This is a genomic window from Leptospira fluminis, from assembly GCF_004771275.1.
Taxonomy (GTDB): domain Bacteria; phylum Spirochaetota; class Leptospiria; order Leptospirales; family Leptospiraceae; genus Leptospira_B; species Leptospira_B fluminis.
In genome coordinates, this window is sequence record NZ_RQEV01000002.1 from 157,709 (window position 1) to 181,891 (window position 24,183).

Annotated in this window: 20 protein-coding genes; 10 read left to right on the forward strand and 10 right to left on the reverse strand. The window is 48.8% G+C overall.

Translation table 11 applies throughout. From position 1 onward, the window contains the following. Positions 1-60: 60 nt before the first annotated feature. Entirely contained in the window at positions 61-1,089 is a 1,029-nt protein-coding gene (locus tag EHO61_RS01865) for a S1C family serine protease (protein WP_135811946.1), read from the forward strand. A 6-nt stretch (positions 1,090-1,095) separates the two neighbouring features. Here EHO61_RS01865 and EHO61_RS01870 read toward each other — a convergent pair whose 3' ends face one another. From EHO61_RS01870 to EHO61_RS01900, 7 genes are all read right to left on the reverse strand, one after another. Next, the gene (locus tag EHO61_RS01870) at positions 1,096-1,806 is read right to left on the reverse strand and encodes a pirin family protein (RefSeq protein WP_135811947.1); all 711 of its coding nucleotides are present in this window, start codon (positions 1,804-1,806) and stop codon (positions 1,096-1,098) included. Positions 1,807-1,903: 97 nt separating this feature from the next. Further along, positions 1,904-2,257, reverse strand: coding sequence for a hypothetical protein (locus tag EHO61_RS01875; protein ID WP_135811948.1), 354 nt, complete (start codon positions 2,255-2,257; stop codon positions 1,904-1,906). After that, complete coding sequence (locus EHO61_RS01880; RefSeq protein WP_135811949.1) at positions 2,254-2,547, reverse strand: hypothetical protein; 294 nt, start codon at positions 2,545-2,547, stop codon at positions 2,254-2,256. The genes EHO61_RS01875 and EHO61_RS01880 overlap by 4 nt, the downstream gene beginning before the upstream one ends. Before the next feature lie 65 nt (positions 2,548-2,612). Then, on the reverse strand, positions 2,613-3,761 hold the full coding sequence (locus tag EHO61_RS01885) for a DUF445 domain-containing protein (protein WP_246031955.1): 1,149 nt from the start codon (positions 3,759-3,761) through the stop codon (positions 2,613-2,615). Further along, the gene (locus tag EHO61_RS01890) at positions 3,758-6,253 is read right to left on the reverse strand and encodes a hypothetical protein (protein ID WP_135811950.1); all 2,496 of its coding nucleotides are present in this window, start codon (positions 6,251-6,253) and stop codon (positions 3,758-3,760) included. The genes EHO61_RS01885 and EHO61_RS01890 overlap by 4 nt, the downstream gene beginning before the upstream one ends. A 104-nt stretch (positions 6,254-6,357) precedes the next feature. Continuing rightward, on the reverse strand, positions 6,358-6,492 hold the full coding sequence (locus EHO61_RS17380; RefSeq protein WP_135766682.1) for a hypothetical protein: 135 nt from the start codon (positions 6,490-6,492) through the stop codon (positions 6,358-6,360). 116 nt (positions 6,493-6,608) lie between these two features. Further along, positions 6,609-8,642: a PP2C family protein-serine/threonine phosphatase gene (locus tag EHO61_RS01900; RefSeq protein WP_246031957.1), complete on the reverse strand. Its 2,034-nt coding sequence runs from the start codon at positions 8,640-8,642 to the stop codon at positions 6,609-6,611. Between the two features lie 328 nt (positions 8,643-8,970). Between EHO61_RS01900 and EHO61_RS01905 the strand changes: the two genes are divergently transcribed. From EHO61_RS01905 to EHO61_RS01940, 8 genes are all read left to right on the forward strand, one after another. Next, a complete protein-coding gene (locus tag EHO61_RS01905) occupies positions 8,971-9,963 on the forward strand; it encodes a sulfate ABC transporter substrate-binding protein (protein ID WP_135811975.1) in 993 nt (330 codons plus the stop codon). 108 nt (positions 9,964-10,071) lie between these two features. Beyond that, complete coding sequence (gene cysT, locus EHO61_RS01910; protein WP_135811952.1) at positions 10,072-10,899, forward strand: sulfate ABC transporter permease subunit CysT; 828 nt, start codon at positions 10,072-10,074, stop codon at positions 10,897-10,899. Further along, positions 10,896-11,795: a sulfate ABC transporter permease subunit CysW gene (gene cysW, locus EHO61_RS01915; RefSeq protein WP_135811953.1), complete on the forward strand. Its 900-nt coding sequence runs from the start codon at positions 10,896-10,898 to the stop codon at positions 11,793-11,795. Before cysT ends, cysW begins: the two co-directional genes overlap by 4 nt. An 8-nt stretch (positions 11,796-11,803) precedes the next feature. Beyond that, positions 11,804-12,868 carry a sulfate/molybdate ABC transporter ATP-binding protein gene (locus EHO61_RS01920; RefSeq protein ID WP_135811954.1) on the forward strand — a complete coding sequence of 355 codons (1,065 nt, stop codon included), beginning with the start codon at positions 11,804-11,806 and terminating at the stop codon, positions 12,866-12,868. 187 nt (positions 12,869-13,055) lie between these two features. Beyond that, positions 13,056-14,942: an alginate export family protein gene (locus EHO61_RS01925; protein ID WP_135811955.1), complete on the forward strand. Its 1,887-nt coding sequence runs from the start codon at positions 13,056-13,058 to the stop codon at positions 14,940-14,942. 181 nt (positions 14,943-15,123) lie between these two features. Then, positions 15,124-16,152 carry a DUF4384 domain-containing protein gene (locus tag EHO61_RS01930; protein WP_135811956.1) on the forward strand — a complete coding sequence of 343 codons (1,029 nt, stop codon included), beginning with the start codon at positions 15,124-15,126 and terminating at the stop codon, positions 16,150-16,152. Positions 16,153-16,204: 52 nt separating this feature from the next. Further along, positions 16,205-17,107 (forward strand): prohibitin family protein, encoded by a 903-nt coding sequence (locus EHO61_RS01935; RefSeq protein ID WP_135811957.1) that lies wholly within the window; start codon positions 16,205-16,207, stop codon positions 17,105-17,107. Between the two features lie 14 nt (positions 17,108-17,121). Next, positions 17,122-19,302, forward strand: coding sequence for a WD40 domain-containing protein (locus tag EHO61_RS01940; RefSeq protein ID WP_135811958.1), 2,181 nt, complete (start codon positions 17,122-17,124; stop codon positions 19,300-19,302). Positions 19,303-19,307: 5 nt separating this feature from the next. Here EHO61_RS01940 and lfb1 read toward each other — a convergent pair whose 3' ends face one another. The 3 genes from lfb1 to EHO61_RS01955 form a co-directional block, all read right to left on the reverse strand. Beyond that, entirely contained in the window at positions 19,308-19,667 is a 360-nt protein-coding gene (gene lfb1 / locus EHO61_RS01945; protein ID WP_135811959.1) for an LIC10280 family protein, read from the reverse strand. A gap of 46 nt (positions 19,668-19,713) precedes the next feature. Next, the gene (locus EHO61_RS01950; protein ID WP_135811960.1) at positions 19,714-22,959 is read right to left on the reverse strand and encodes an acetyl-CoA carboxylase family protein; all 3,246 of its coding nucleotides are present in this window, start codon (positions 22,957-22,959) and stop codon (positions 19,714-19,716) included. Positions 22,960-23,028: 69 nt separating this feature from the next. Beyond that, on the reverse strand, positions 23,029-23,409 hold the full coding sequence (locus EHO61_RS01955) for a hypothetical protein (RefSeq protein WP_135811961.1): 381 nt from the start codon (positions 23,407-23,409) through the stop codon (positions 23,029-23,031). A 516-nt stretch (positions 23,410-23,925) separates the two neighbouring features. Here EHO61_RS01955 and EHO61_RS01960 point away from each other — a divergent pair. Then, positions 23,926-24,183 (forward strand): winged helix-turn-helix domain-containing protein (locus EHO61_RS01960; RefSeq protein WP_210415287.1); only part of this gene is annotated, 258 nt, incomplete at its 3' end.

A 24,183-nucleotide genomic window follows, 5' to 3' on the forward strand; every position in this document is an offset into this window, starting at 1 on the left:
GTAACGGTTAAAGTTACGTTTTTTCTTCCAGTTCGAAATTTCCGAGGTCCAAGAATTAGTATGATTCAATTCGCAAATTCCGACCTTCACGGCAAAAACGATCCGGCATTCTTCCGCAAAGCCCCTCTCTTACCCGACGAGGATTCCCGTTCCGTCGGCGACGAATCGGAACTTTTGGACGCATATTCCAATTCCGTAATCAAGGCGGTGGATCGAGTGGGTCCGGCAGTCGTGCATTTACAGGTGGAATCTTCCGCCGGGGGACAAGGCGGAAGCGGCTCCGGATTCCTACTGACCCCGGACGGATTCGTCGCGACCAACAGTCACGTCATTCACGGTGCGTCCAAAATCCGGGTACGACTTTCCGACGGATCCTCCACGGAAGCGGAACTTGTGGGAGACGACCCGTTTACGGATGTCGCCGTACTCAGGATCCGGGGAAACGGATACAGTCACGCGGGCTTCGCCGATTCAGGAAAATTGAAAGTAGGACAACTCGTCATCGCCATCGGCAACCCGTACGGATTCGAATCCACGGTGACCGCGGGAGTGGTCAGCGCCCTAGGAAGAACTCTCCGGTCTAGAACGGGAAGACTCATCGATAACGTTATCCAGACGGATGCCGCTTTGAATCCGGGAAATTCCGGAGGTCCCTTGGTCGATTCCTTAGGAAGAATCGTCGGTATCAATACCGCGATCATTCTTCCGGCCCAAGGGATCTGCTTTGCGGTAGGCTCTAGCACGGCGGAATACGTGATCACCAGATTGATCACCCACGGAAGCGTAAAAAGAGGATATCTAGGAATCGGAGGACAGAACCAGACGATCCCCTCCGCAACTCGTAGCATGAATCGTCTACGTCAGGAAAGCGGAGTCTTGGTGCAGAGCGTGGAGTCCGGTTCTCCGGCGGATCTTTCCGGTATTCGGAATGGAGATCTCGTAATCCACTTATCGGATCGGGAAATTCTAGGAGTGGATGATCTCCATAAGATCTTGGACGAATCGAGCATAGGCAGAAAGTTGACCGTCCGGTTGATACGCGATAGTTCTCTGAGAACCTTTTTCGTGGAACCCAGAGAACTAAAGTAGTTTTTTTTAAAGTTCCGGAACGTCCATTAACAGGAGTTCCGAATCTTCCAGGGCCTTCACTTCCAGCACGTCGTCTAGAGCAAAACCTGCCCCGTCTCTAGGAAGGAGGTCCACTCCGTTGATCTGCACTTTTCCGCCGATCAGGAACGCGTACACTCCGCCCTTCTTATTCTTACGCTCGTATTCCAAACGAACGCCTGCGTCCAGATTTCCCAAGGAAAACCAAGCGTTTTGATGGATCCAGAGCGATTCCGAATTCTGATCGGGAGAAACCACGACTTGAAAACGGTTTTTCCTCTCTTCGACGGAATACGTTTTTTGGGCGTATCTAGGAGAAACGGATCTTTTTTCCGGAATCACCCAAATCTGAAGCAAGCTCAAGGGCTCGGAGGCGGAATGATTGAACTCCGAATGCAATATCCCGGTTCCCGCGGACATGACCTGTACTTCTCCGGCACGGATGACTCCGTTCGTTCCGATACTATCCTTGTGCTCCACCGCGCCTTCCAACGGAATGGTGATGATCTCCATATCTTGGTGAGGGTGCATCGGGAATCCCGTGCCTCCCGCGATCGTATCATCGTTTAACACCCGTAAGGCTCCGAAATGAATCCTAGATTCGTCCGTATAGGAACCGAAACTGAACGTGTGCTTGGATTTCAGCCAGCCGTAATCAACCTTTCCCCTAGTTTCCGACTTGTGCAACACTGCTTCCATGAAATCCTCCTTTTCCCGTTTTTTCCGGGATATCAATTAGACGCATTCTAAAAAAGATGGTTCAACAATAAAGTATTTGGGTTTAAAAAAACCGTACTTATTCCTTTACCGGAGTACCCAAGATAGCGATGCAACGGATGTAGACAAGAGGGGGGAGAAAAAAATATTTCGTAAACACTTCGCCGTTCGCCAAAGATTCCGTGCCAGGTGGAGACTTTGCGATCGCATTGTCGTATGCGGTTTGCAGATCCGGTTCGAAGGAACCGAAATAGATCGGAAAAAACCAGCCTACGCAATCCTCCCCTTCCACCCTAGATTCGGATAAGGACTGCTTCTCCGTTATGGGTCGAAAGCGATCGATCTGGAAAAAGAGTTTTTCCGGGCTGGCGCAGTTTAGGCAGAAAAGGAAAAGAACGGAAAAAAAGAGAACGACGTTCCGACGGCTTCTCATCTCGAAATCTCCAATCCGTACCGGACCCTAAGGCAACGATTACCGAAACCCAAATCGGTCTTAAAAACCTCCAGGTCCCTTACATGAGTCGCGTTCGGACTTTTTTTCCGGATCCTTTCCAGTAAGGTTTCCAGATTTTCCTTACAATCCGATTCCTCCTGTTTGTACAAACCGCTCCTCACGTCCGGAGGAACTTCCTTCATTCTTATATTATCGAAATAAAATAAGGTGGAGGTATAACAATCTCCCAGGAATAAAAATAGGATGAAAGCGAAAGCCCTTCCCTTCATACGGAAATGATGGAATCCTAAACGGAAGGCTTTTGCAAGAAATTTCTGCGGGAATCTTCGCGTATCTAAAACAGAAAATCCAAGAGCCCGATACCGCAACCGGAAACGAATCCCAACAAACTACCGTTGATCCGTATTTTCTCCAGAACTCTTCTCGTTTTCGCCTCGAGATTGATCCGGAATTGCCTAGGTTCCAGACGCTTCAATCCTCTTGCCACCTGCTCTCCCAGGTATCTTGAGACGCTCGCATTCGTCCTCTCTCTTAGAAATTCCAGAACGGAACGGATCGGACCGTATTCCCTTAAATTTTCCATTTTCTTAATATCTTCCACATGAAGAGCGATTAGATCCGTTAACATGCGATTGAGTTGGTCTTTTCCGAAATCCGTTAAGGAACGAACCGCCTCCTCCTTTTTGGATTCGGGAAGATCGTTCCAGGAACCTATGTATAAATCCGCGCAATCGGAAAACAGGGAAAATATCTCGAAAAGAACCGTGTCTTCTTCGGAGTCGAATTCCTGATCCTCTTTTAGGCCGGCTCCGAATTCCCGAATCCTTTTTTGCGGGTCCAACAACCATACCAACGGTTTGGCCAAGAAGGAAAGACTGCGCGTGATCCTATCGATTCGGTCCTTAAAATCCTCCTGGTCCGCAGCCTTGACCAGAGCCTCTCCGACCAAGAAACGAACGGTTCCCAGGATTTCCTTTCTTCTACTCAAATCTTTTAGGATTTCTTGGTCTGCTCCGGAAAAGCGGAAATTAGTAAGATATCTGACAATGTCCTCTTCCACCTTTTCCCAAACCAGATCCAGGGCCTTACCGATCCTTTCGGACCCGCCTAGATTTTCTTGGAGCAGCGTGGACAGAGCCGCAATCTGTTCCGGGTCGTCCAGAATACGGTCCATATACTCCCGCAATTTTTCCTCGTTCACCAGATCGGAAGAGACCCATTTTCCTATTTCCTCGGCGATGGTTTCACTCTCCGTTTCCACCGCCCGGTATGTTTTCCATACGGCAAACCAATCGCAGACGGCACCCACCAGCCCTCCTTCCAATCCGTGAAGGAGCACGCCTCCCCAAGGGAACCGATCCCATTTTCCGAAGAACCCCCAGAACAGCAGCCCTCCGAAAAGAAACAAAAGAAAATTGGAAAGTAGCTGGAGTCTCGCGTAAGGTCTGTCTCTTGCTCCCGCGCTCATATCCTTAAGACTCAACGAAAGAACCACCTTCCTTTTACCAGCGAAGCCAGGATAAACAGTAAGGGAAGAAGGTACATAATGCACGTAAGCCAAATCGAATTTCCCTTGGAAAACTTCAGATCGAAGTGATCCTCTTTAGAACAGAGGAGGATTTCGTTCCTTTGGGTTTGGAACAGGATTCCTCCGTTCGCATCCCACCATTTCGGGAAAAAACTTCTGCGAACCAAATAACAATACTTAGGCGAAGATACTTCCGTCTTATCCTTTAGGTTTGTCGCGGGGCGCGGATCCTCTTCGGAAACGATCCGTTCGTCGGAGAGAATTTTAGACGGAACCGGCCATTCGGGCAACGTAACGGATTCCTGCAAAAGCTTTCCAGGTACGGGAAAGAAGAGCCCCAAAAACTCGGATCGGTCCATAAAAGGAAGATTTCCGTATTTTTCCCGGATTGCAGCCTTCCAATCCTCCTTATTCGGCGGAGTATTGATGACCAGAATCCCCTTGAACCATTTGTTCAGATCTCCCCCTGCGGCCTCTATCTCGTTCTTTCCGATCCTCGCAAATACGATGCCCGGATCCAAGCCCTCGTACAGGATCGCCTCGTTCGTGCTATGGAGAAAACGCTTCGGGCGTAATCCTTTTCCGCCGCTCAATTCTTTGTAATCCGCGACGCCCCAGGCTTTTTCTTTCAGACGGGAAAGGTCCGCACCCGAATCCTTGACGGAAAACAGATACAACGAGCTCTTATCTTCGGTTTCCTTTTCGTATCGGGCGTTCGCGTGTTCCGGAGTCGCCAAGGGTTGGATCCCCTCGGAATTCACCCATCCGTCCACCAACGAGAACTTATCAGGATTCGACTTTAGAATTTTATAAAGTTTCTTCGTCGATCCCAAAATATAAGAGGTCCCGGTAGATTGCAGATAACGATACAACCCTTTGCCGGCTTCCTCCGGAGAAAGCTCTTCCTCATAGACGCCTTCCTTTTTCCAAGCAGTCCAAGGCAGGAATCGACTCAGATAAGGCTGGACGGCAAGAGAAGTCAAGGACGCCTCCGCTTCCATTCCGATCAGATTCCTATGACCCGCTCTTCGGATCAGAAGTCCTAAAGTAAAGGGGCTGTCCCCCCATTTTTTGCGGGAATCCGTTTCGGGAAATATTTTGGAATTCTTAGGCAGTTCGGAAAGAGTCTTTTCCACTTCCTGCATTTCCAGTGCGGACAAACTTTCCTTTAAAAAAGCCGAATTCTCTTTCCATTCCAATTCGGGATGCCAGAGAAAAAACCGAAGCAAAGCAAAGAACAATAAACCGCCGATGGAATATTGCGCCAAGAGTTTGTATTTGAAATTCTTCAACAAATGAACGGCGGTTTCCAGAGCGGACAACGTCAAAAAGAGCAGAGAAAGATCCAGAGCCCTATACCAGGGAAAGCCTATGCCGGGAAAAAATTTGCCGGGGGAAGTATCCACTCCCATCCAGTAAAAGATCAAGCTCGCAAAAAAGACGAACCTGGAAGCGGGAGGAAAAATCTTCCTCCTTAAAACGGACCGGATCCCTAGGAGGAACAAAGCCGGAAACACTGCCTGGATCCAGTACAATCCGAGAAGGAAATTCGAGAGAAAAGCCAAAATTCCTTTGCCTTCCCAAATCGGTGCGAGGGCTCCCGGGCCGAGGATCGAGATCAGTCCCGGATTGGTCTCCATCGGAAATGTCTCCGCCCGATAGGAGGAGTATTTCAGAAAATTCCACCATACGGGAGCGGCGATCAATATAGGGATAAAAAACGCCAAGGCAAACGCTCGTTTTCCCAATTCCTCGCCGAGAAAAAGAAAATAGATCAATAACGATACGACGTAAAAAAGGGAAGAGGGAAAATCCGAATAAAAAACGCAGGCGCTTACGACCACATATTTGGAAAGCGCGGAGATTTTTCCCGTGGTTCTGTATTTCTCGAGATAATAAAATCCTAATAAACTCCAACTCAGGCCGAAAAATCCGGTTACCGTTCCGCTAAACAACCCGACGAGAGAAAGTCCGAAAGGTTCTTCCCCGGAACAAAGAAAGAAAAACAGGAGTCCGGACATGGCCAGCATCACGGTATTGGCCTTATGGTTGGTTTCGCTTAATAACAAAAGACTGAATTTAATGAAAGCGTATGTGAACAGAAGGACGGAAAGCAGGATACCGACGTTGAACGAAAGGGTAAGTGGAGCCCAAAAAAGGAGGGACTTGTGCAGCAGAGCGACCGTGAAATAAAAGAAAGGAGGTTCGAAGTAAAAAACCGGCATTCCGGAAAACCATCTCGTATCGTATCCCAAGGATTCTCCGCCGGAAAGAAGAGAATCATAAGTTTCCGCAAGATGGGTTTGCGCGTGAAGACTCCAGCCGGATAAGGCTTCGGAAGTCAGTAAAAATCTGAATTTCAGGATGATTACGAGAAAGGAGGCAAGAAGGAGAAGAGGCCTCCGCCAAGCCGGGGCGAGTCTCCACTTCTTAAATTGAAAAGCCATTGCGAGAAGGTACGGAAAGCGGGTCGACTTGACAAGCAAAACTAGGGAAAATCATCCCCAGTTCCCGATCGGCTCGCAAAATGAAAATCGGCCCCAAGGAGGAATTACTCCTCCTTGGCATTCTCCTGAACGTATTTCCGAAATTCCGCTTCGCTCATTTTGTCCGCATAAAGGGGATAGAGCGCTGCGATGAGTTCCTCCAGCGTGGGAAATTTTGCCCCGTCGAGCTTGTATGCCATAAAGAGTCCTCTCTCGGCTTCGATTGAAAGGGTTGCCGGACGAATCCTCCCTCCCCGCCGTCTTCTATACCATGTATTTCATAAGGCAAAACAATTAAACCAAAAAAGGGGAGGAATCAATCGGACACACGAGCCCTTTTCGATTCGATTCCCAGTAAAAGAACGTCGTCCTTCGGCCCCCCGCCGCCCATGAATTTAAGCAGTTCGGAGTAGATCGTAGCCAACAAAGAGTTTAATTCAGCGTTTTTTCCGTGCTCCATGAGGCGGACCACGCGTTCCGTCCCGAAATAATCCCCCATATCCCGGGATGCCTCGGTCAATCCGTCCGTATAACAGAGAATTCTAAACTCGGAGTTCAATTCGATTGTTCGATTCTTATAAGCGAAATCAGGAAGTAGACCCACTAGAGGATTTTCGCATTCTAGAATATTTACTTTCGACGCGTCCTGCAATACGATAGAGGGAGCTCCGGCCAGAGAGTATCCCAAAGTTTTTCTGTCGGAGGAAATCTCCAAGGAAGCGGCGGAAAAGAATGTGCCGACGTTCTTATATTTATTATGGAACTCCATGCTCAGAGAGGAGATCAATTCCCCGGGAGAGTTCGAAAGGAGCCTATGATCTTCGTAGGCTCTCCGGATCAGGATCGTCAGTAGGGCGGCCTGCACCCCATGACCGGTGGCATCCGCTATAAATACCCTGATTCTTCCGTCTGGGAACTCGACGATATCGTAAAAATCGCCCCCTACCTCGGCCAAAGGTTTATTCAGAACATCGAATATGAGACCCGAGAATTCTTTCCGTTCCTCGTCGTTCAGATGGAGGAGATCCTTTTGTATCTCTCTCGCCACGGTCAGATCGTTCCGGATCACCCTTAAAGCGTTGCGAAGTTGTTTAGTCCTCTCCTCCACCCTCTTTTCTAGATTTTTGGAAAGGTCCATGATTCTGTCCATGTTCTCGGAACTCCGAACGGACAAAAATATGGATTGGGACAGTAGAAAAACGAACGAGGCTACGTGCGCGAAATATCCGGTGTCCAAAAAAAACGTCGCGTAGAAAAGATCGTGTACCATCGCCACATACACGAAAACGAATCCGCCCAAGATCGTGATCGCTCCCTGTCTTTTTCGTACGGCGGCCTTAGTCAAGGAATACAAGCCCAAGGTTCCGGCCAAAAACGCCACTAGATAATAGATGGTGATCGTAAAAGTAAAGATACGAACGGGCAGGACGAGAGCGATCAGAGTCGCAAGAATTGCGATCCACCAAACCAGATCCACAAGTATCCGCTTCAACTCTCTAGGAAAGACGGCGAGGATGTAGCTCAAAAAAACCGGAATCGCGAGGTAGAAGGTAATATATTCAATTCTTATAAAATGCCCGAAACCTAAAAACGGTAGATAATCCGCGGCGATCCGAGTCCCCGCAAAAATCCCCCGTGTAGCCATGATGATACAAAAAAAACCGAAATAGAGCGATGCGGATTCCCCTTTGCGCACGGAAGCGAAAAGCAAATGCAACATCCCGATGCAAAAAAGTCCCCCCGCTAGAAACACGTCCAAATAACGCTCGTTTTCCCAGGCTTTATGTAAGGATTCGGATTCTCCCAATCGGATCGGAGCCCAAAATCCTCCGAGTCTATGATCCGTATTTGCGATCATCATATCTATATGGAACGAGTCCGACTTGGGAAAGAATCTTACGAATCGATTGCACCAAGCCGGATCCACCTCGAAAGAAGTCCGGTCCGTGGACACGGGGAACCGGACAACACCGCATTCCGCCGCGGGCACGCCGTCTATAAACAACCGATACGCGGAACTTTGTTCCGGGACAAGAAGAGCGAGTTCCTTATATTGCCTCGATAGCTTTACTTCCAACTCGTAGGTTCCGTAGCCTGCACCGAGTCTTTCTCCGTTCTTTCCGTTCCAAGCGGAAGGAACGTTTAGGATTTCTGCAGGCGTCTCTTCGCCTCCCTTCGCTTTCCAGTACAACCAGCGGAATTTCCAAAGACCGGCGAGCAGAATCGGATCCCGAGTATCTAGATCATAATTTTTTAAATCGATTTCTCCCTGGATCGCGAACGGACGAAAAGATGTTGGAAAAGATTCTCCGTCTTCGCAGGAGATCGTAAGAAGGAAAAGGCAGGCCAAGACGAAACAAATTCGAGAAAGGACGAGGGCTCCGAATTTCGAGTCGCCCTTTTCCCGATTGGATAGACCTTTCCGCCCGAATGAAAACACAAAGTTCTATCTAGCACTTGTCCAAATCGCTTACGATCGAAAAACGATCTCCGAACCCGAAAAAAAAGTCAGGAGCGTAAAACCTAGATTGACAATTTCCGGGAGACTCAAAAGTATAGCAGATAAATATCCAATAAATTAGATTTTTATCCGATTTATTACAGAAAGAGGTAGAAAAATGAGCCAAAAAAGATGGAATCACAGCAAAATCAGTCGGTTTCTTTCTCCATGCCTAGCCATGGCCCTAACACTAGCAAGCCTGGCCCCGATCTCGGCGGACGAACCTCTTTTAAACGTATCCTTTGATCCCACGAGAGAATTGTACGAAGACGTGAATAAACAGTTTATCGAAGGTTGGAAAAAGAAAACGGGGCGTGCCCTGCAAATCCAGCAATCCCATGGAGGTTCGGGAAAACAGGCTCGAGCCGTGATCGATGGATTGGAAGCGGACGTAGTTACCCTGGCCCTCGCCTATGATATCGACAGCATTGCGGATCACGGAGGCCTAGTCTCCAAGGATTGGGAAAAAGCCTTTCCTCACCACTCGGTACCCTACTATTCCACCGTCGTGTTCCTAGTCCGAAAAGGAAATCCGAAAGGGATCAAGGATTGGGACGACGTGGTAAAACCGGGAGTCGGAGTCATTACCCCGAACCCGAAGACCTCCGGAGGAGCTCGCTGGAACTATCTCGCCGCTTGGGGGTTCGCTAAGAAGAAATACGGATCCGAAGAAAAAGCGAAGGAATTCGTCAAAGCCCTGTATCGAAACACCTCCGTTCTGGATACGGGTGCGAGAGGATCCACGACCACATTCGTACAAAGGGGAATCGGAGACGTTTTGCTCGCTTGGGAAAACGAAGCCGAATTAGCCTTAAGCGAATCCAAAAAAGACAACGGAGGAAATTCCAAATTCGAAGTGATTTATCCGACCACGAGCATCCTGGCCGAGACTCCCGTGGCGATCGTGGAAAAAGTCGCGAGAAAAAAAGGGACCTGGGAAGCCGCAAAAGCCTATTTGGAGTTCCTATACAGCAAGGACGGCCAGCAGACGATCGCGAAACATTTCTTCCGCCCCATAGACGAAGCGGTCCTGAAATCGAACTCCGCAAAATTTCCGAAAGTGAAGTTATTCGACGTAAGGGAATTGGAAGGTTCCTGGAAAGCCGCGCATAAAAAACATTTCGCCGACGGAGGAATCTTTGACGGAATCTATTCCGAAGCGAAAAAATAAGGGATTCGGGGAAGGATCGAAGAGCCGGAAAAAACGGCTCTTCGTTTGACGAAATTCCGCTTTCGACTAGGATCGTCAGCGGAACTCCGAAATCCGAGAACGTAAGAATTGAAACTGAACCTCCGCCCATATTCCAAAACAACGTTCGGTCTTTCCTTAGGCATGACCGTCTTTTACCTGAGCTTTCTGGTCATCGTTCCGTTATCCGCGTTATTTTTCAAATCGGCGAATCTAGGCTGGTCCGGATTATTGGAGGTGTTTTCCGAGGATCGTATTCAAAAAGCCTTATGGTTGAGTTTCAGCGCCGGAGGAGCGGCTGCGGCGATCAATCTGGTCGTAGGCTTTCTATTCGCCTGGGTCTTGGTCCGTTACGAATTTCCGGGCAAAAAAATCCTGGATACTCTGGTCGACCTCCCCTTTACTCTTCCGACTGCGGTCGCAGGAATCGCGCTCACGGCGATCTATTCTCCCAACGGATGGATCGGAAAATACCTGGATCCTCTCGGAATCAAAGTGGCTTACACTCCTCTCGGGATCGTAATCGCCTTGGTCTTTATCGGTTTTCCTTTTGTCGTTCGCACCGTTCAGCCTGTCCTTGAGGAACTCCCCAAAGAATTGGAGGAAAGCGCGTACTGCCTGGGAGCGAACCGCCTCCAAACTTTCTCGCGAGTTCTGCTTCCCGAAATCTGGCCGTCTCTCCTCGCGGGAACATCCATGGCTTTTGCCAGAGGAATCGGGGAATACGGCTCCGTCGTCTTCATTTCCGGAAACCTTCCCGGTAAAACGGAAATCCTCCCTCTTCTCATCGTCACCAAATTGGAACAGTACGAATACGCAAAGGCAACCGGAATCGCTCTCCTGATGCTGGCACTTTCCTTTTCCATCATGTTGGCGATCAATTTCTTCCAGAGTAGATCCTCAAGGAGACTCGGATGAGAACGGAACCGGTATGGCTGAAAATTTCGCTGATCGGAAGCGTATTTTTTTTGGCGGCCCTGATCCTTCTTCTTCCGATCGCCATCGTTTTTGCGGAAGCCTTCTCCCAGGGAGTCGACGGCTATCTCGTCGGATTGCAGGATCCCGACACGATCTCCGCGTTACTGATGACCTTAAAAGTGGCTGGAATCGCAGTACCACTCAATACGTTCTTCGGACTCACTGCCGCGTTTTTGATTTCTAGATTCGAATTTCCCGGAAAGAACGTTCTTCTGACGGTGCTCGATTCCCCTTTCGCGGTTTCTCCCGTGATTTCCGGACTGATCTTTCTACTTTTATTCGGAAGGCAAGGTTGGTTCGGGGAATTCCTGAGCGAGTACGGAATCAAAATCGTATTCAATACTCCGGGCCTGGTACTCGCCACCCTCTTTATCACCCTACCCTTCGTGGCAAGAGAGCTGATCCCTTTGATGCAGACCCAGGGAAAAGAGGAAGAAGAAGCCGGCATACTCTTGGGCGCCTCCTTTCCGAAACTGTTCCTGAGGATCATCGTTCCGAACATCAAATGGGGACTACTGTACGGAATCATACTTTGCAACGCCAGAGCCATGGGGGAATTCGGGGCCGTCTCCGTCCTTTCCGGACATATTCGCGGAAAAACGAACACCCTTCCCTTGCAGATCGAAATGCTTTACAATGAATACAATTCGGTTGGAGCTTTTTCGGCCGCATCCCTTCTGGTGTTTCTATCCCTCATGACCCTCTTGGTCAAAACCGTGCTGGAAAAGAACCTGCAAGACGCAGCCAAGGAAGCTCCGTCCGACAAGGACAATGAGGAAGCCTCCGAAACTTCTCTTCCTGTCGGACAGGGAGCGGGCAAAACCGGAAAACCTTAGGAGAGAACATGTCTATAGAAATCAAAAACGTAAGTAAGCAATTCGGAGAATTTCAAGCGTTAAAAGACATCAATCTTACCATTCCTGACGGTAACCTGGTCGCGTTATTGGGTCCCTCCGGGAGCGGCAAGACCACTCTTTTACGGATCATCGCAGGCTTGGAAGTCGCGGACCGCGGGGAAGTTTATTTCAACGGAGAAAAAACCGGCAAAAAAGACTCCAAGGAGAGAGGGGTCGGTTTCGTATTCCAACATTACGCCTTATTCAGACACATGACGATTTTCGAAAATATCGCCTTCGGTTTGAAAGTCCGCCCCCGTTCCACCAGACCGTCCAAAGACGAAATCCGCGAGAGGGTCTTCCGACTCTTAAAGTTGGTACAGCTGGAAAATTTCCACGACAGAGTTCCTTCGGAACTTTCCGGAGGACAAAGACAGAGGGTCGCTTTGGCGAGAGCCTTGGCTATAGAACCCAAATACCTGCTGTTAGACGAGCCGTTCGGAGCTCTGGACGCGAAAGTAAGGAAGGAACTCCGAACCTGGCTCCGAAGACTTCACGACGAAATCCATATTACCAGCGTGTTCGTTACCCACGACCAAGAAGAAGCCTTGGAAGTCAGCGATTCCGTCGTCATCCTTCGCGCGGGACAAGTCGAACAGATCGGGAGTCCGGACGAAGTTTATAACAAGCCTAAGAACCCCTTCGTGTTCCATTTTCTCGGGGACGTGAATCTATTTCACGGCCGGGTGCAAGGAGGCGTGGCAAGAATCGGAGACCAACATGTGGATTCTCCCGAGCATTCCCAGGTACAGGATGCGGAAGCGGTCGCCTATGTAAGACCTTACGATGTCGAAATTTTAAGAACCGCAGAAAACGGCATCCCGGCTGAGATCCAGTACATCCATTCCACCGGAAGAAATGTTCGAATCGAATTGAAACGATTGGATTCCGGTTCCTTGATCGAGTCTTTGATCGACCAAACCACCTTCCGTGAATTGAATCTCTTGCCGGGGGAAACCGTGTACCTTCGGATTCGGCACGCGAAAGTGTATGTGGAAGATTTTTCGATCTAAAACGAGATCCCTTTCTTCCCTTCACTTTGAAAACAATCTATTTTTTGCTGTGGATCCCCTATTTCTCCTTTCACGCCCTCTTTCATATCGGATTTTATTCGTTATAACATATTTTTATTCTATATAATAAACTAGTTGACCATATTCCCCCTTTTAATCTGTAATAACGGATAAAAGAGGAAATAAAATGACGAAATTCAGGATGAAAATCGCACGTGTGGTCCTAGGAATCGCCACCTTATCCGCCCCAATCTGGGTCAAAGCCCTCCCCGTAGAATCTCCTCCCGGGAACGAAAACAAGGGTTCGGAATTCGGACAAAACCCATCTCTCCCCTCGGAACCAGACAAGCTCGAGCCTAAGGATTCTTCTAAAACCATCCCGAGCGGCTTGGAAAAGACGAACCCGAACGAAACAGGATCGGCTCCACAAAAGAAAGAAAAGGAAATCTACAAGAGCCCTCTCATCGGAAATACTCCCGGGGAATACTTGAGAAGTTTGCAGGTCACTCCGGAACAGAACAAGGTGATCCGCTCCAATTCGGATCTCTGGTTTCAGGACAGGTTCCGAGTGGGATTTTCGGTCCGCCCTCGATACGAATCCATCAATAACACGGACTTCAATAAGACTACTGCAGATAATTCCAACGTGGTAACCGGATTGACCCAGTTTTATCTGATCGCAGACATCAATCCGTATGTTATTTTCAAAGCTACTCTGCAGGACTCTCGGATTTGGGGCGGAGAACAATCCCCTGCATACACCGGAACCTCTCGCTTCGAACTAGGCACGAACGGCGGTGTGATTTACGATACCACTAAGGCGAGCCAAAACCAAGTCCCAGTATTGAATACGACTTCCTTTCGGGAGGCTTTTTTCGATCTGCGCACACCGGACCAATCCCTCAGACTCAGATTAGGAAGGCAAATCATCGATTTCGGAGACGGAAGGATTCTAGGCGCGGCGAACGACAATCAGATCGGAAATTCCAGCGACGGATTGCGTTTTACCGCCAAGTCCGGAAACAACACTTTGGACACGTTCGGAACCGTGATCACGGCTCAATACAATTCCTCCGGATTAGTCAGCGCGAATACCGCTCTTCCCAACTCCTATCTTGTCGGAGCGAATAATTTTACGAAATTTGCAAGTTGGTTGGCTTTGGATATCTACGATTTCACCGTAATCCGAAGATACAACCCCGCGAACAATAGCACGGTCGTGACCAAGCCTACGGACCAACAGAATACCTACGGCTTCAGGCTGACGAACAGGACGGAAAACAATTCGCTTCCGGAAGGAGTACCTTTCGACTGGACCGTGGAAGCCGCTTGGCAGGGAGGCTATAATGGACTCCGAGTGGGAACGAGCTGGCTGCAAAACGCGACCGATCCGAGTACGGGTACGGGGGCGATCAATGCGTTTAACAATAAAAATTTTTTGATCGAAAACGAAAACCAAAAGTATGCCTCGCATTTCCTTACTCTACAGGCGGGAGTTCATCCGAGTAAGAATCTCAGAATCGGTCTACAATACGTTTATGCCTCGGGAGATCCGAATAGAAGCGATTCTTCCGTTGGCACCTGGAACGCCCCTTTTCCGACAAGGAGGATCGCAAGCGGTTTTATCCCTTATAGCGGAAACGGAATCGCGGGAACCTTCTTTTGGCAGAATGCGAAGGATTATTCCGTTCACATAAAATGGACTTCGGGAAAATGGGGGACGTTCATCTTCAATCCGCATTTCTATTATAAGGCGAAATTGCAGGACGCTTATTATAATAATAACGGAATCGTCACCGGAACTCTTGCGGGAAGTACCGAGGACTTTTCCAATAACCAACAATATAATGCGAATTCACAACATTTGGGAAAGAAAATCGGAACCGAGGTGGACTTCATTTATATGGTGACTCCGTGGGAGAACGTCTCGATTTGGGGAGGCGTCGCGTTCTTAAGAGCGGGAGATTCGATCAGGAATGCCCATCAGACCGTGCCTACTTCCAGTACCCCCAGCATATATACCGGAAAGCCTGATGCCTCCTATTTCTTTCTGCAGACGGTGTTCGCGATCTGATTCTCAAAATCCCGTTCCTACATGCGGAACGGGCCCTATTTAAAAAACGAAGTTTTTCTTTCTCGACGATCCAGGTAAAAAGATAATTTTTTTACAAAAATGGAAGAAATACCTGCACCGACAGGTCTTAATGTCAGGTAGATTCCAAAAACGGGCTTTTGCCCGAAGGAAGGAGCATCGGATGAAAGGAAGGCTCTCGCATGAGATTCGGTTTTACCTCGGAAAGATCGAATGCACTTCTTACGGTTCCTTTCAAAAGAAGGGTTTCCTTCTTGCCTGCATTCTTCTTTTTTCTTGCGCCACTCCTTCCTCTCTGATTACGGATCCTTCTACCGCTCGTCCTGCGGAAAATTACCAAACCGACTCCGGAGCGGACCTGCTGGACAAATACAGGGTCGCGATTTTAGAATCTTCGGAAAGAGCCCTCCCTTTCGAGGAGGACTTGAAAGGAGCGCTTCTGGAATCGGGAAAAATCGTAGTGATCGATCGCAAGAAGACGGCTGACGCGTTAAACGAAATCACTCTTAGCATGCAAGGTCTCGCGACCGCGGAAAACGCCCCCAAGATCGGCAAACTGTTATCGGCGCAAAAGTTGATTCAGATCCGGGAATCCGGCAAGAGATGGGCTATCGAACTTCTGGATGTCCAGACCTCCAAGGTGGACTTCAACCGTTCCTTTTCCGAAAACGGATCCGGAAGGGTCTTTCAGGAGCTGGTTCAATTCCTCTCGCAAAATCTTCTTCTAAGGAATTTAAGCGGACTTAAATCCACGGTTTCCTCCTTAAAGGTCACTCTTACCTCCTCCCGAAAGACTTATAAAAACAACGAACCTGTGAATTTCCAGGTAAGGGTGTCGGAGGATTGTTATCTCTACTTGATTTTACTGCAAAGCGACGGAGATACCATCCTTCTCTTTCCGAACGATAGCTCCCCTTCCAATTTCGCGAAGGCGGGATCTACGATCCAAATTCCGGACGGTAAATCGGGATATATTCTTGCGGCCGGAGAACCTTTCGGACGGGACATGATCAAAGCCATAGCCTCCAAAAAGAATCTGGATCTATTCAGCGCGACTCCGGTGCCCGGAACTCCTTTCGGGCGTATAACGAATCCTTTCGACGTAGTAGCGAGGGGGATCAAGAAAATAAACACGGAAATACGCGAAGAAGAATGGAACAGCGCAGAGATCACGATACAAACGGATCCGTAACGAATTACAAAAATTGAATGAAATAAAAATAACGGAATAGAGGATTAAGAGCATGTTTAGGAAATTAGTTATTGCCTTATTGACGATACCTTATTTGATTTTGCAGTTAGGCTGCACTACCATCTCTCCGGGGCAAGCCGGAATCGTTTTTGCCCCTTTTGAAAACAAGATCCAAAAGGACATTCTTACGGCGGGGACTTATTCCATTTCACCCACTAAAACCGTATTCGTATACAATCTCCAGTGGGAACCCTACAAGGAAACGATTGATGTGATCACTCGGGACGATCTTAGAATAGATGTGATCGCCTCCATTACGATCCGTCCCATCCAAAGTCAAATCATCAACCTCCACACCGAAGTGGGGCCGCAATATTATACGAATGTGGTACGCCAAGACTTTAGAACTAGCGTAAGGAACGCTTTTACGAACTACCCGATGATACAGATCTCCAAAAACAACCAGCAGATCGTAAAGGAGATAAAGACGATGATGGAGGATAAGCTGTCCGCAAGACATATAGAAATCGGCAACGTGAATATAGACGATATTTCCTTCAGCCGTCAGGTAATGGACGCGATCCAGAAAAAGCTCACGAAGGAGCAGGAGCTGGAAACGATGAAATTCGAGATAGCTATCCAGAAAAAGGACAACGAGATCGCAAGAATGAACGCCCAACGAGACGCCGAAATCGTGACGATTAAGGCCAAAGCCGAAGCGGACGCTATTAAGATCGTGAACGATTCCCTTTCCTCCAAATACATACAATACAAGGCTTATGATAGTCCTCAAAATAAATTGATTTTCGTTCCCGTAGGACCGAACGGTCTGCCGGTCACGGTGAGAATGAACGTTTCGGAACCCACCAATACGCACCATACCGCAAAAACAGGAGTTCCGTCCGTGCTTTCCAAGCCTTCCACCGCCAATCAAGATTCCGACGACGGGAATTAAGGAAGGATAATCCTATGGTTCTCCGCTTCCTGTTCGTCTGGTTCCTGCTACAGAATTCGATTTTAGCCGTAGAATCCCCACTGCATCCTTCCTGGAAAGAATCCTCCGGCATCTCTACGTTCTCGGATTTGGGAGCAGGTAGAATCGCGACAGGTTTGGAAAATAAAACCGTAGTGATTTGGAGCCTAAAGGGAAGATTCTTCCGGGTTCTACAGGCCAACACTTCGATCGTATCCTCTATCGCCTATTCTCCGTTTGGTGAAAGAATCGCTTACCAAGCGGACGATAGTAAGATCAGAATATACTCGCTCGATACGGGAGAATTTCAGGAGATCGCGAATACGGGCGGAGGTTCCATAGCCGTTTTCGACTTTTCTCCCGACGGAAAACTCCTCGCAGGAGGAGACGAGAACGGAAAGATCCGAATTTGGAACTCGAAAGGAGAAATCGTCGAGTCGATTTCCGCCCACGACGGTCCGATCACGGATCTAAAATACGCGTCGAACTCCAAATACGTCGCGACCACCGCGGAGGACGGTAAGTTAAGGATCTGGTCACCTTCCGGAAAAATGTTAAACGAATACGTGCTCCATAACGGCTCCGTACTTTGCCTTTCGATTTCACCGGACGCAAAAAGGATCGCGACGGGTGGAGACGACGGGAAGGTCCGATTGGTCGATTTAGCAGACGGAAAAATCGTCTCGCTCATCGGTCATACATCCTCGGTTCATTCTACATCCTTTTCTTCGGACGGGACGTACCTACTGAGTTCATCCGAGGATTTGACGGTGAGACTCTGGAAGGAAGGAAAAACGATCTCCGTCATTAAAGGACATACGGACACCGTGAATCGGGCCGTTTTCGTCAACGGAGGGAAGAACGTTCTCACCGGGAGCGACGACGGGACCCAAAAAATATTCGATCTAAAAGGAAATTTAAAGACCAATATCGTTCTTACGGATAAGGGAAAAATCGTCTTCAACCCTTCCGGTCGCTTCGATTACGATTCCGAAACGTTGGAGAGTTATTTTTTCTTCAACTCCGAGGAGTCCCCGGATGGTTTCGGCCTGGAGACTTTTTTTAACCGCTTTTACAGCCCCGAGCTCATACAGACTTCCCTTTCGGATATCGGAGGCGAACAAACCCTATCGGAACTATACCGGTCTTCTCCCCCGCCGAAAGTCCGAATCCAAATCCAGCCCGACCCGAATACGGATTCCGCTTCGATACAAGGAACTGTCTGCGACTCGGGCGGAGGAATCGAAGATGTCTTCGCATACCACAACGACTCCCTCATCTCGAAAGAAAGCCCTAGATCCGTACGAATGGTCCGGACGGGAAATTGCCTGCAGGTAGTGTTCAAATCCGCGCTTTCACCCGGCTCCAATTCGTTTCGAATCGGTGCGGAAAGTAAAGCGGGGTTGGTCGCTTATTCGGAAACGAAAAACTATCAGTCTCTCCGAAAATCCGCTTCGAAGGCAACCCTCCATCTGGTGTTGATCGCGATCGACGATTATCCCGGTTCGTCTATGGATCTGAAATACGCAGTCAAGGATGCCACGGCGATTTTGAAAAAAGTTTCTTCCGCAGGCGACGAAACGTTCGATAAGATAGTCGCTTATACGGCGTATAATGGACAAGCCACGAAATCCGGAATGGAGGATTTATTCCAAAGAGTCGCCTCATCCTCGGGGCCGGAAGACGCCTTGCTTGTTTTTATCGCGGGTCACGGAAAGGAGAAGTCCGGAAATTTCTTTTTCTTAACGAGTTCCTATCAGGCGGATAAACCGGATGACGTTCGATCCGGATTCAGCCAACAGGAATTCATCTCTTCGATCTCTAAGATTCCCGCGACAAGAAAACTGATCATCTTCGATACCTGCGACTCGGGCGGAGAATGGATCACCCAATTCAAAGACATCAGTTCGTTCGCCAAAACCGCGGGAGTCTGCGTAATCGCCTCCACCCTGGAAAAAGAGGAAGCCTACGAATCCTCGGAACTCTCGCACGGCATCTTGACTACGGCTCTATTGGAAGGTCTGGAAGGCAAGGCTAGAACGAACGGAAAAATCACCGCCGCAAGTCTGATCTCGTACGTCAATTTACGCGTTCCGGAATTGGCCAAAACCGTTCTAAAGAAGGAGCAGTATCCCTACTCCTCCCAAAGAGGCCGTGACTTTACGTTAAACGAATAATAAAGTTATTTATATAAAATCTCCGTTCCGGCTCCGTTTCCCCAGGTTCCTTCCAATCGGGCGCCTCCGTTTTTCACGTTATAGATCACCGGATAAGTGTCGCCCCAGTCCACGGATAAAACGTTTCCCTGCAAAGATCCCGTTCCGCTATAATTATTCCCGACGGACCACTCAAACGTATAACTTCCGTCGTCATTCTGACTGATTTGGACGGAACCTTGGTATCTACTTCCGTTCGGATTCGTTCCGCTAACCTTATACATTCCCCCGATCATAAAGGACTGGGCAAACGTTCCGGACAGGGAAACGACCAAACCGACGACGGCTAAAAGAGCCAACAATTTCGAAACGGATTTATGCGACATGAAAACCTCCGACGCGGAGGGAATTCTAACCCGGTTCCGATGCGAATCAAGAAATTTCCGAGGCCAATCCCCGCAAAATCCATTTTCTAGAATCCGCCGGATCGATGACTGCGTCAATTTCCAGATACGACGCCATATTTATCGCCTTCCCTCTTTCGTATGCTTCCTTGACAAGGCGCTCGAACAGACGTTGCCGTTCGTTCCAATCCTTGACTTCCGCCAATTCCTTTTGGTATCCGGTTCGAATTTCTCCCTCGATGCCCATGGCGCCGAATTCTCCCGACGGCCAAGAAACCGTAAACACGGGAGAATGGAAACTTCCGCCCGCCATAGCCATCGCCCCTAACCCGTAACCCTTTCGAAGAACGATCGTGAAAAAAGGCACTTTTAGACCTGCGCCTTCCTGAAACAATCGTCCCGCTTTTCTTACCAACGCCAACCTCTCCGCGTCCGGTCCTACCATAAAACCCGGAGTATCACAAAGAGATAATATAGGAAGACGGAACGATTCGCAGAGTTTCATAAAATCGGCTGTCTTCTCGGCGCCTTCCGCATCGATCGCCCCGCCCAAGTGCATGGAGTTATTGGCGATCAGTCCGATGGGTCTTCCTTCGATTCGGATAAAAGCGGTTACGATTCCCGGAGAAAAACCAGATCTGAGCTCCAGAACGGAATCGTCGTCGGACAAAATCTCGATCAAAGCCCTTACATCGTAGGATCTCAGTCGATTCTCGGGAACGATGGAACGTAGGAGCCGTTGGTCCTTACAGGAAAAGTCACCGATTTTTCCCTGAAAATAAGACAGGGAGCGCTTTGCCGCTCGGACCGCTTCGATCTCGTTCTCTACTACCAGATCGATCACACCGTTTTTGGATTGGATGTCTACGGGACCGATCTCTTCGGCGCTGAAATTTCCAAGACCGCCGCCTTTTACCATAACCGGTCCCCCCATTCCGATATTCGAATCCTTGGTCGCAATCCGAATATCGCTGGAGCCGAATAACGCGGCGTTTCCGGCAAAGCAACGTCCTGATGCGACCGCGATTCTCGGAGCAATTCCGTGCAGCTCCGAATATTGGCGGAACGTATGTAAGTCCAGTCCGGCGACTGCGGGAACGTCCACTTCTCCGGGCCTTCCTCCTCCCCCTTCGGTAAAGAAGACCAAAGGAAGTTTTAGGTTTTTGGCGACTTGTAAAAGACGATCCGTCTTCTTATGATTCATGGCTCCTTGGGTTCCCATGAAGACCGTATAATCGTAGGCAAGGACCGCACATTTAGTACGGGAAGGATCGAACAAATCTCCGTTAACGCTGCCGATTCCCGTCACTAGTCCGTCGGCGGGACTCAGCTTGATCAGTTCTTCGATAGATCTTCTCCTTCTCTGAGCGGCGATCGCCAAAGCGCCGTACTCGACGAATGTATCCGGATCACAGAGATCTGCGACGTTCTCTCTAGCCGTCCTCTGCCCGCGTTTGTGACGCTTAGAGACCGCTTGCTGGCGAGCACTATCTTCATTTAACGATAACCGATTAAGGACATCCTGGAGATCCGCTCTGACGAAGTCGATTTCATGTCTTAAAATATCCTCGTGAGAAGGACCTTCCGCTTCGGAGGGTCGCAAAACTAGGATTACCTGATCGAGCGATACGTTCTTTCCTGGAGAAGAGAGGACGGCTTCCACGACTCCGTTCTCGTTCGCTTTTAGCAAATGTTCCATTTTCATCGCGGAAACCACGGCTACTTTTTGCCCCTTTCGAACGAAATCTCCGGCCACCACGTCTATTTCCGTCATTCTTCCGGACACCGGAGAAAGGACGGCTATCGTTCCCAAAGGAATCTCATGTGTTTCCGGTTTGGTAGAGTCCTCGTTTCCACGGTTCGATTCGAAGCCGAATCCTTCCTTCTCCTCTTCCATTTGGAAAGCTAATCTCGCAAAGTTTTCGTCGATGAGTCCCGTATGGACCTTGTATTGTTCCACCTCGGAAAGTCGCAAAAGACGATTTAGAAAACTTCGATTCGTTTTACTTCCCTGGATTCGAAATTCACGCAGAGCCCTTCGAGCGAGGAAGACTGCATTCTTAAATTCTGAAGATCGGGTCCGAACGATTAATTTGGCCAAAAGAGGATCGAAAGAGGGATTCATCGCATAACCGGTATAAGCCGCCGTGTCTACACGAATTCCCGGACCGTTGGAAGGTTCGAATACGGAGAGACGTCCGGTAGAAGGCTGCAAATTCCCTTTTTCGTCTATCGATTCCGCATTCAAGCGGAGTTGGATCGCAAACCCTTTCGGTTTCGAGAGCGTTTCCTGATTCAAGCCGAATTCCTTCAGAGAACCGCCTTCCGAAATCCGAAGCTGAAGTTCCACTAGATCGACTCCGAGCGCTTCCTCCGTAACGGTATGTTCCACCTGCAATCTTGGATTCGCTTCTATGAAATAGAAATCTCCCTCAGAGTTCTCGTCCAAAAGAAATTCAAAAGTTCCTAAACTACGATACTTTAGATTCCGGGCTAGCCGGAGGGCGGAATCTATGATTTTATCCCTGGTCGAAGAGGAAAGGTTCGGAGCGGGACAAACTTCGATCAGCTTTTGGTTCCTGCGTTGCAGAGTGCAATCCCTTTCCCAGAAATGCAGTACGTCCCCCGTACCGTCCCCTAAGATTTGAACTTCTATATGCCTGGCTCTGGATAAGAATTTTTCCACGTAAAGCTCCCCGTTTCCAAAGGCCGCTTTCGCTTCCGAAGAACAGCGGGAAAATTCCTCCTGGATCCGATCCGGAGATTCGATCTTGCACATGCCTCGCCCGCCTCCCCCGGCTAAGGCTTTGATCATTAAGGATCCATGTTGGTCAAAAAATTCTCCGACCTGCGAAAGTTCCGTGGAATTTCTGGTTCCAGGAAGAACTGAAATCTGCAGGGATTCCGCTAAACGAAGAGCACCCAACTTATTTCCTAAGTTTCGAACGGTTTCCTCCGTCGGACCGATGAAGGTAATTCCGGCTTTATCGCATTTCTTCACAAAATCGGCATTCTCGCTTAAAAAACCGTAACCGGGATGAATCCGAGTGCAACCCTGCTCCGACGCGATATATAAAATCCGATCCACGTCTAAATAAGCCGAACTTCCATAACCGGGAATCGGAAAGGCTTGGTTCGCATAATAGCGATGTTTAGAATCCGAATCGTCCTCCGAAAAAATTGCGACCGTTTCCCAACCTAAAGCCGCTGCGGCCCTTGAGATTCGAATCGCAATTTCTCCTCTATTTGCGATCAGTACCTTTTTAGAAGTCATAGTAGATTGGGCAGCATTTTGGATCGAATCCCCGTAGAGTCGATCATTATTCGGCAGAATCTCTATGCGCTATCTTCTCGGGGGAGGAAGAGCTGCTTTGCAAGCGGCGGACAATTCCGATTCATGGGAACGAAGGCAACCCATCGGACCGCCGTGTCCATGACCCGTATTCGAGCAGAATTTTTGTTCGTCCGCGGAGCAAGCCTGTTTGACTGCGTCGTGTTTCGCTTTCATTTCGGAAAGATGGGACTTGCATACGGCAGAAAACTTAGACTCGTTCGCATGCATACAATCATGAAGCTCCGGGCCATGTGGAATATTTTTACAAAATGTTTGTCGGTCTGCCGCACAAGGATTCTTCGAATCGTCCGGAGGGCCGGGCTGTGCTGAAAGAGAGAATAAGGCCCAAAAGGCAAATATGGTGGCGGAAGTTCCGAAAAATTGTTTCATGCAATACTCCTGGGTCGAAAAATCATTTCGTTAAACGAAAAGGTTTTCTCTCGATCCTTGCGTTAGAACTCGTCTTTTTGGAGTTCGTTCCCCTCTTACAAGAAAATTTTTCTGCTGATGCAGCGGGAATTCGGCGTTGCAGGAGTTCCTGCAGGGTTTTGCGGGGCCCCCACCCTAATCTTTGGGTGGAGGAAGAGGGCCCGTGGGAGAAGGTCGGCAAACCTATATCATAAAATTACATTATTCTCAAGCAAAACTCAACCTTCTCTCGGAATTGTAATTACCCAAACTCCGAATCCACCCAAGCGCAACAATAGAATCATGCGCGTTCCCCGCACCAAAACTCTAAGATCACAAAACATCGCTGTTCCGCGGGTCGGGCTACTCCAGGCTTCGCTCCGCTCCGGACCCCTTGCCTTTCAGGCTGCGGGGTCCGCGTTCCGCGCCTTTCGTATCCCTAACGCAAGAAAGCATAAATCAGTTTACAATTTCAATATATAGAAGAAATCTTTATATATGCCAGAATATCCGTCCTTTCTCGAAATAGCAGAAAAAGCGCTCAATACTACCGGAAAACCTATGAGCGCCTCCGAGATCTGGACACTTGCAAAAGAAATGAAATGGAAAACGGATTCCGTTGGACAAACGCCTTGGGCAACGATCTCGGCGCAAATCTATGTGAGTATCAAGACCAATCCTCATACTCCATTTCGACGAGTCAGCAAAAGACCCACCAGATTCGCACTGACTCCATGGGAAGAACCGACAGAAAGA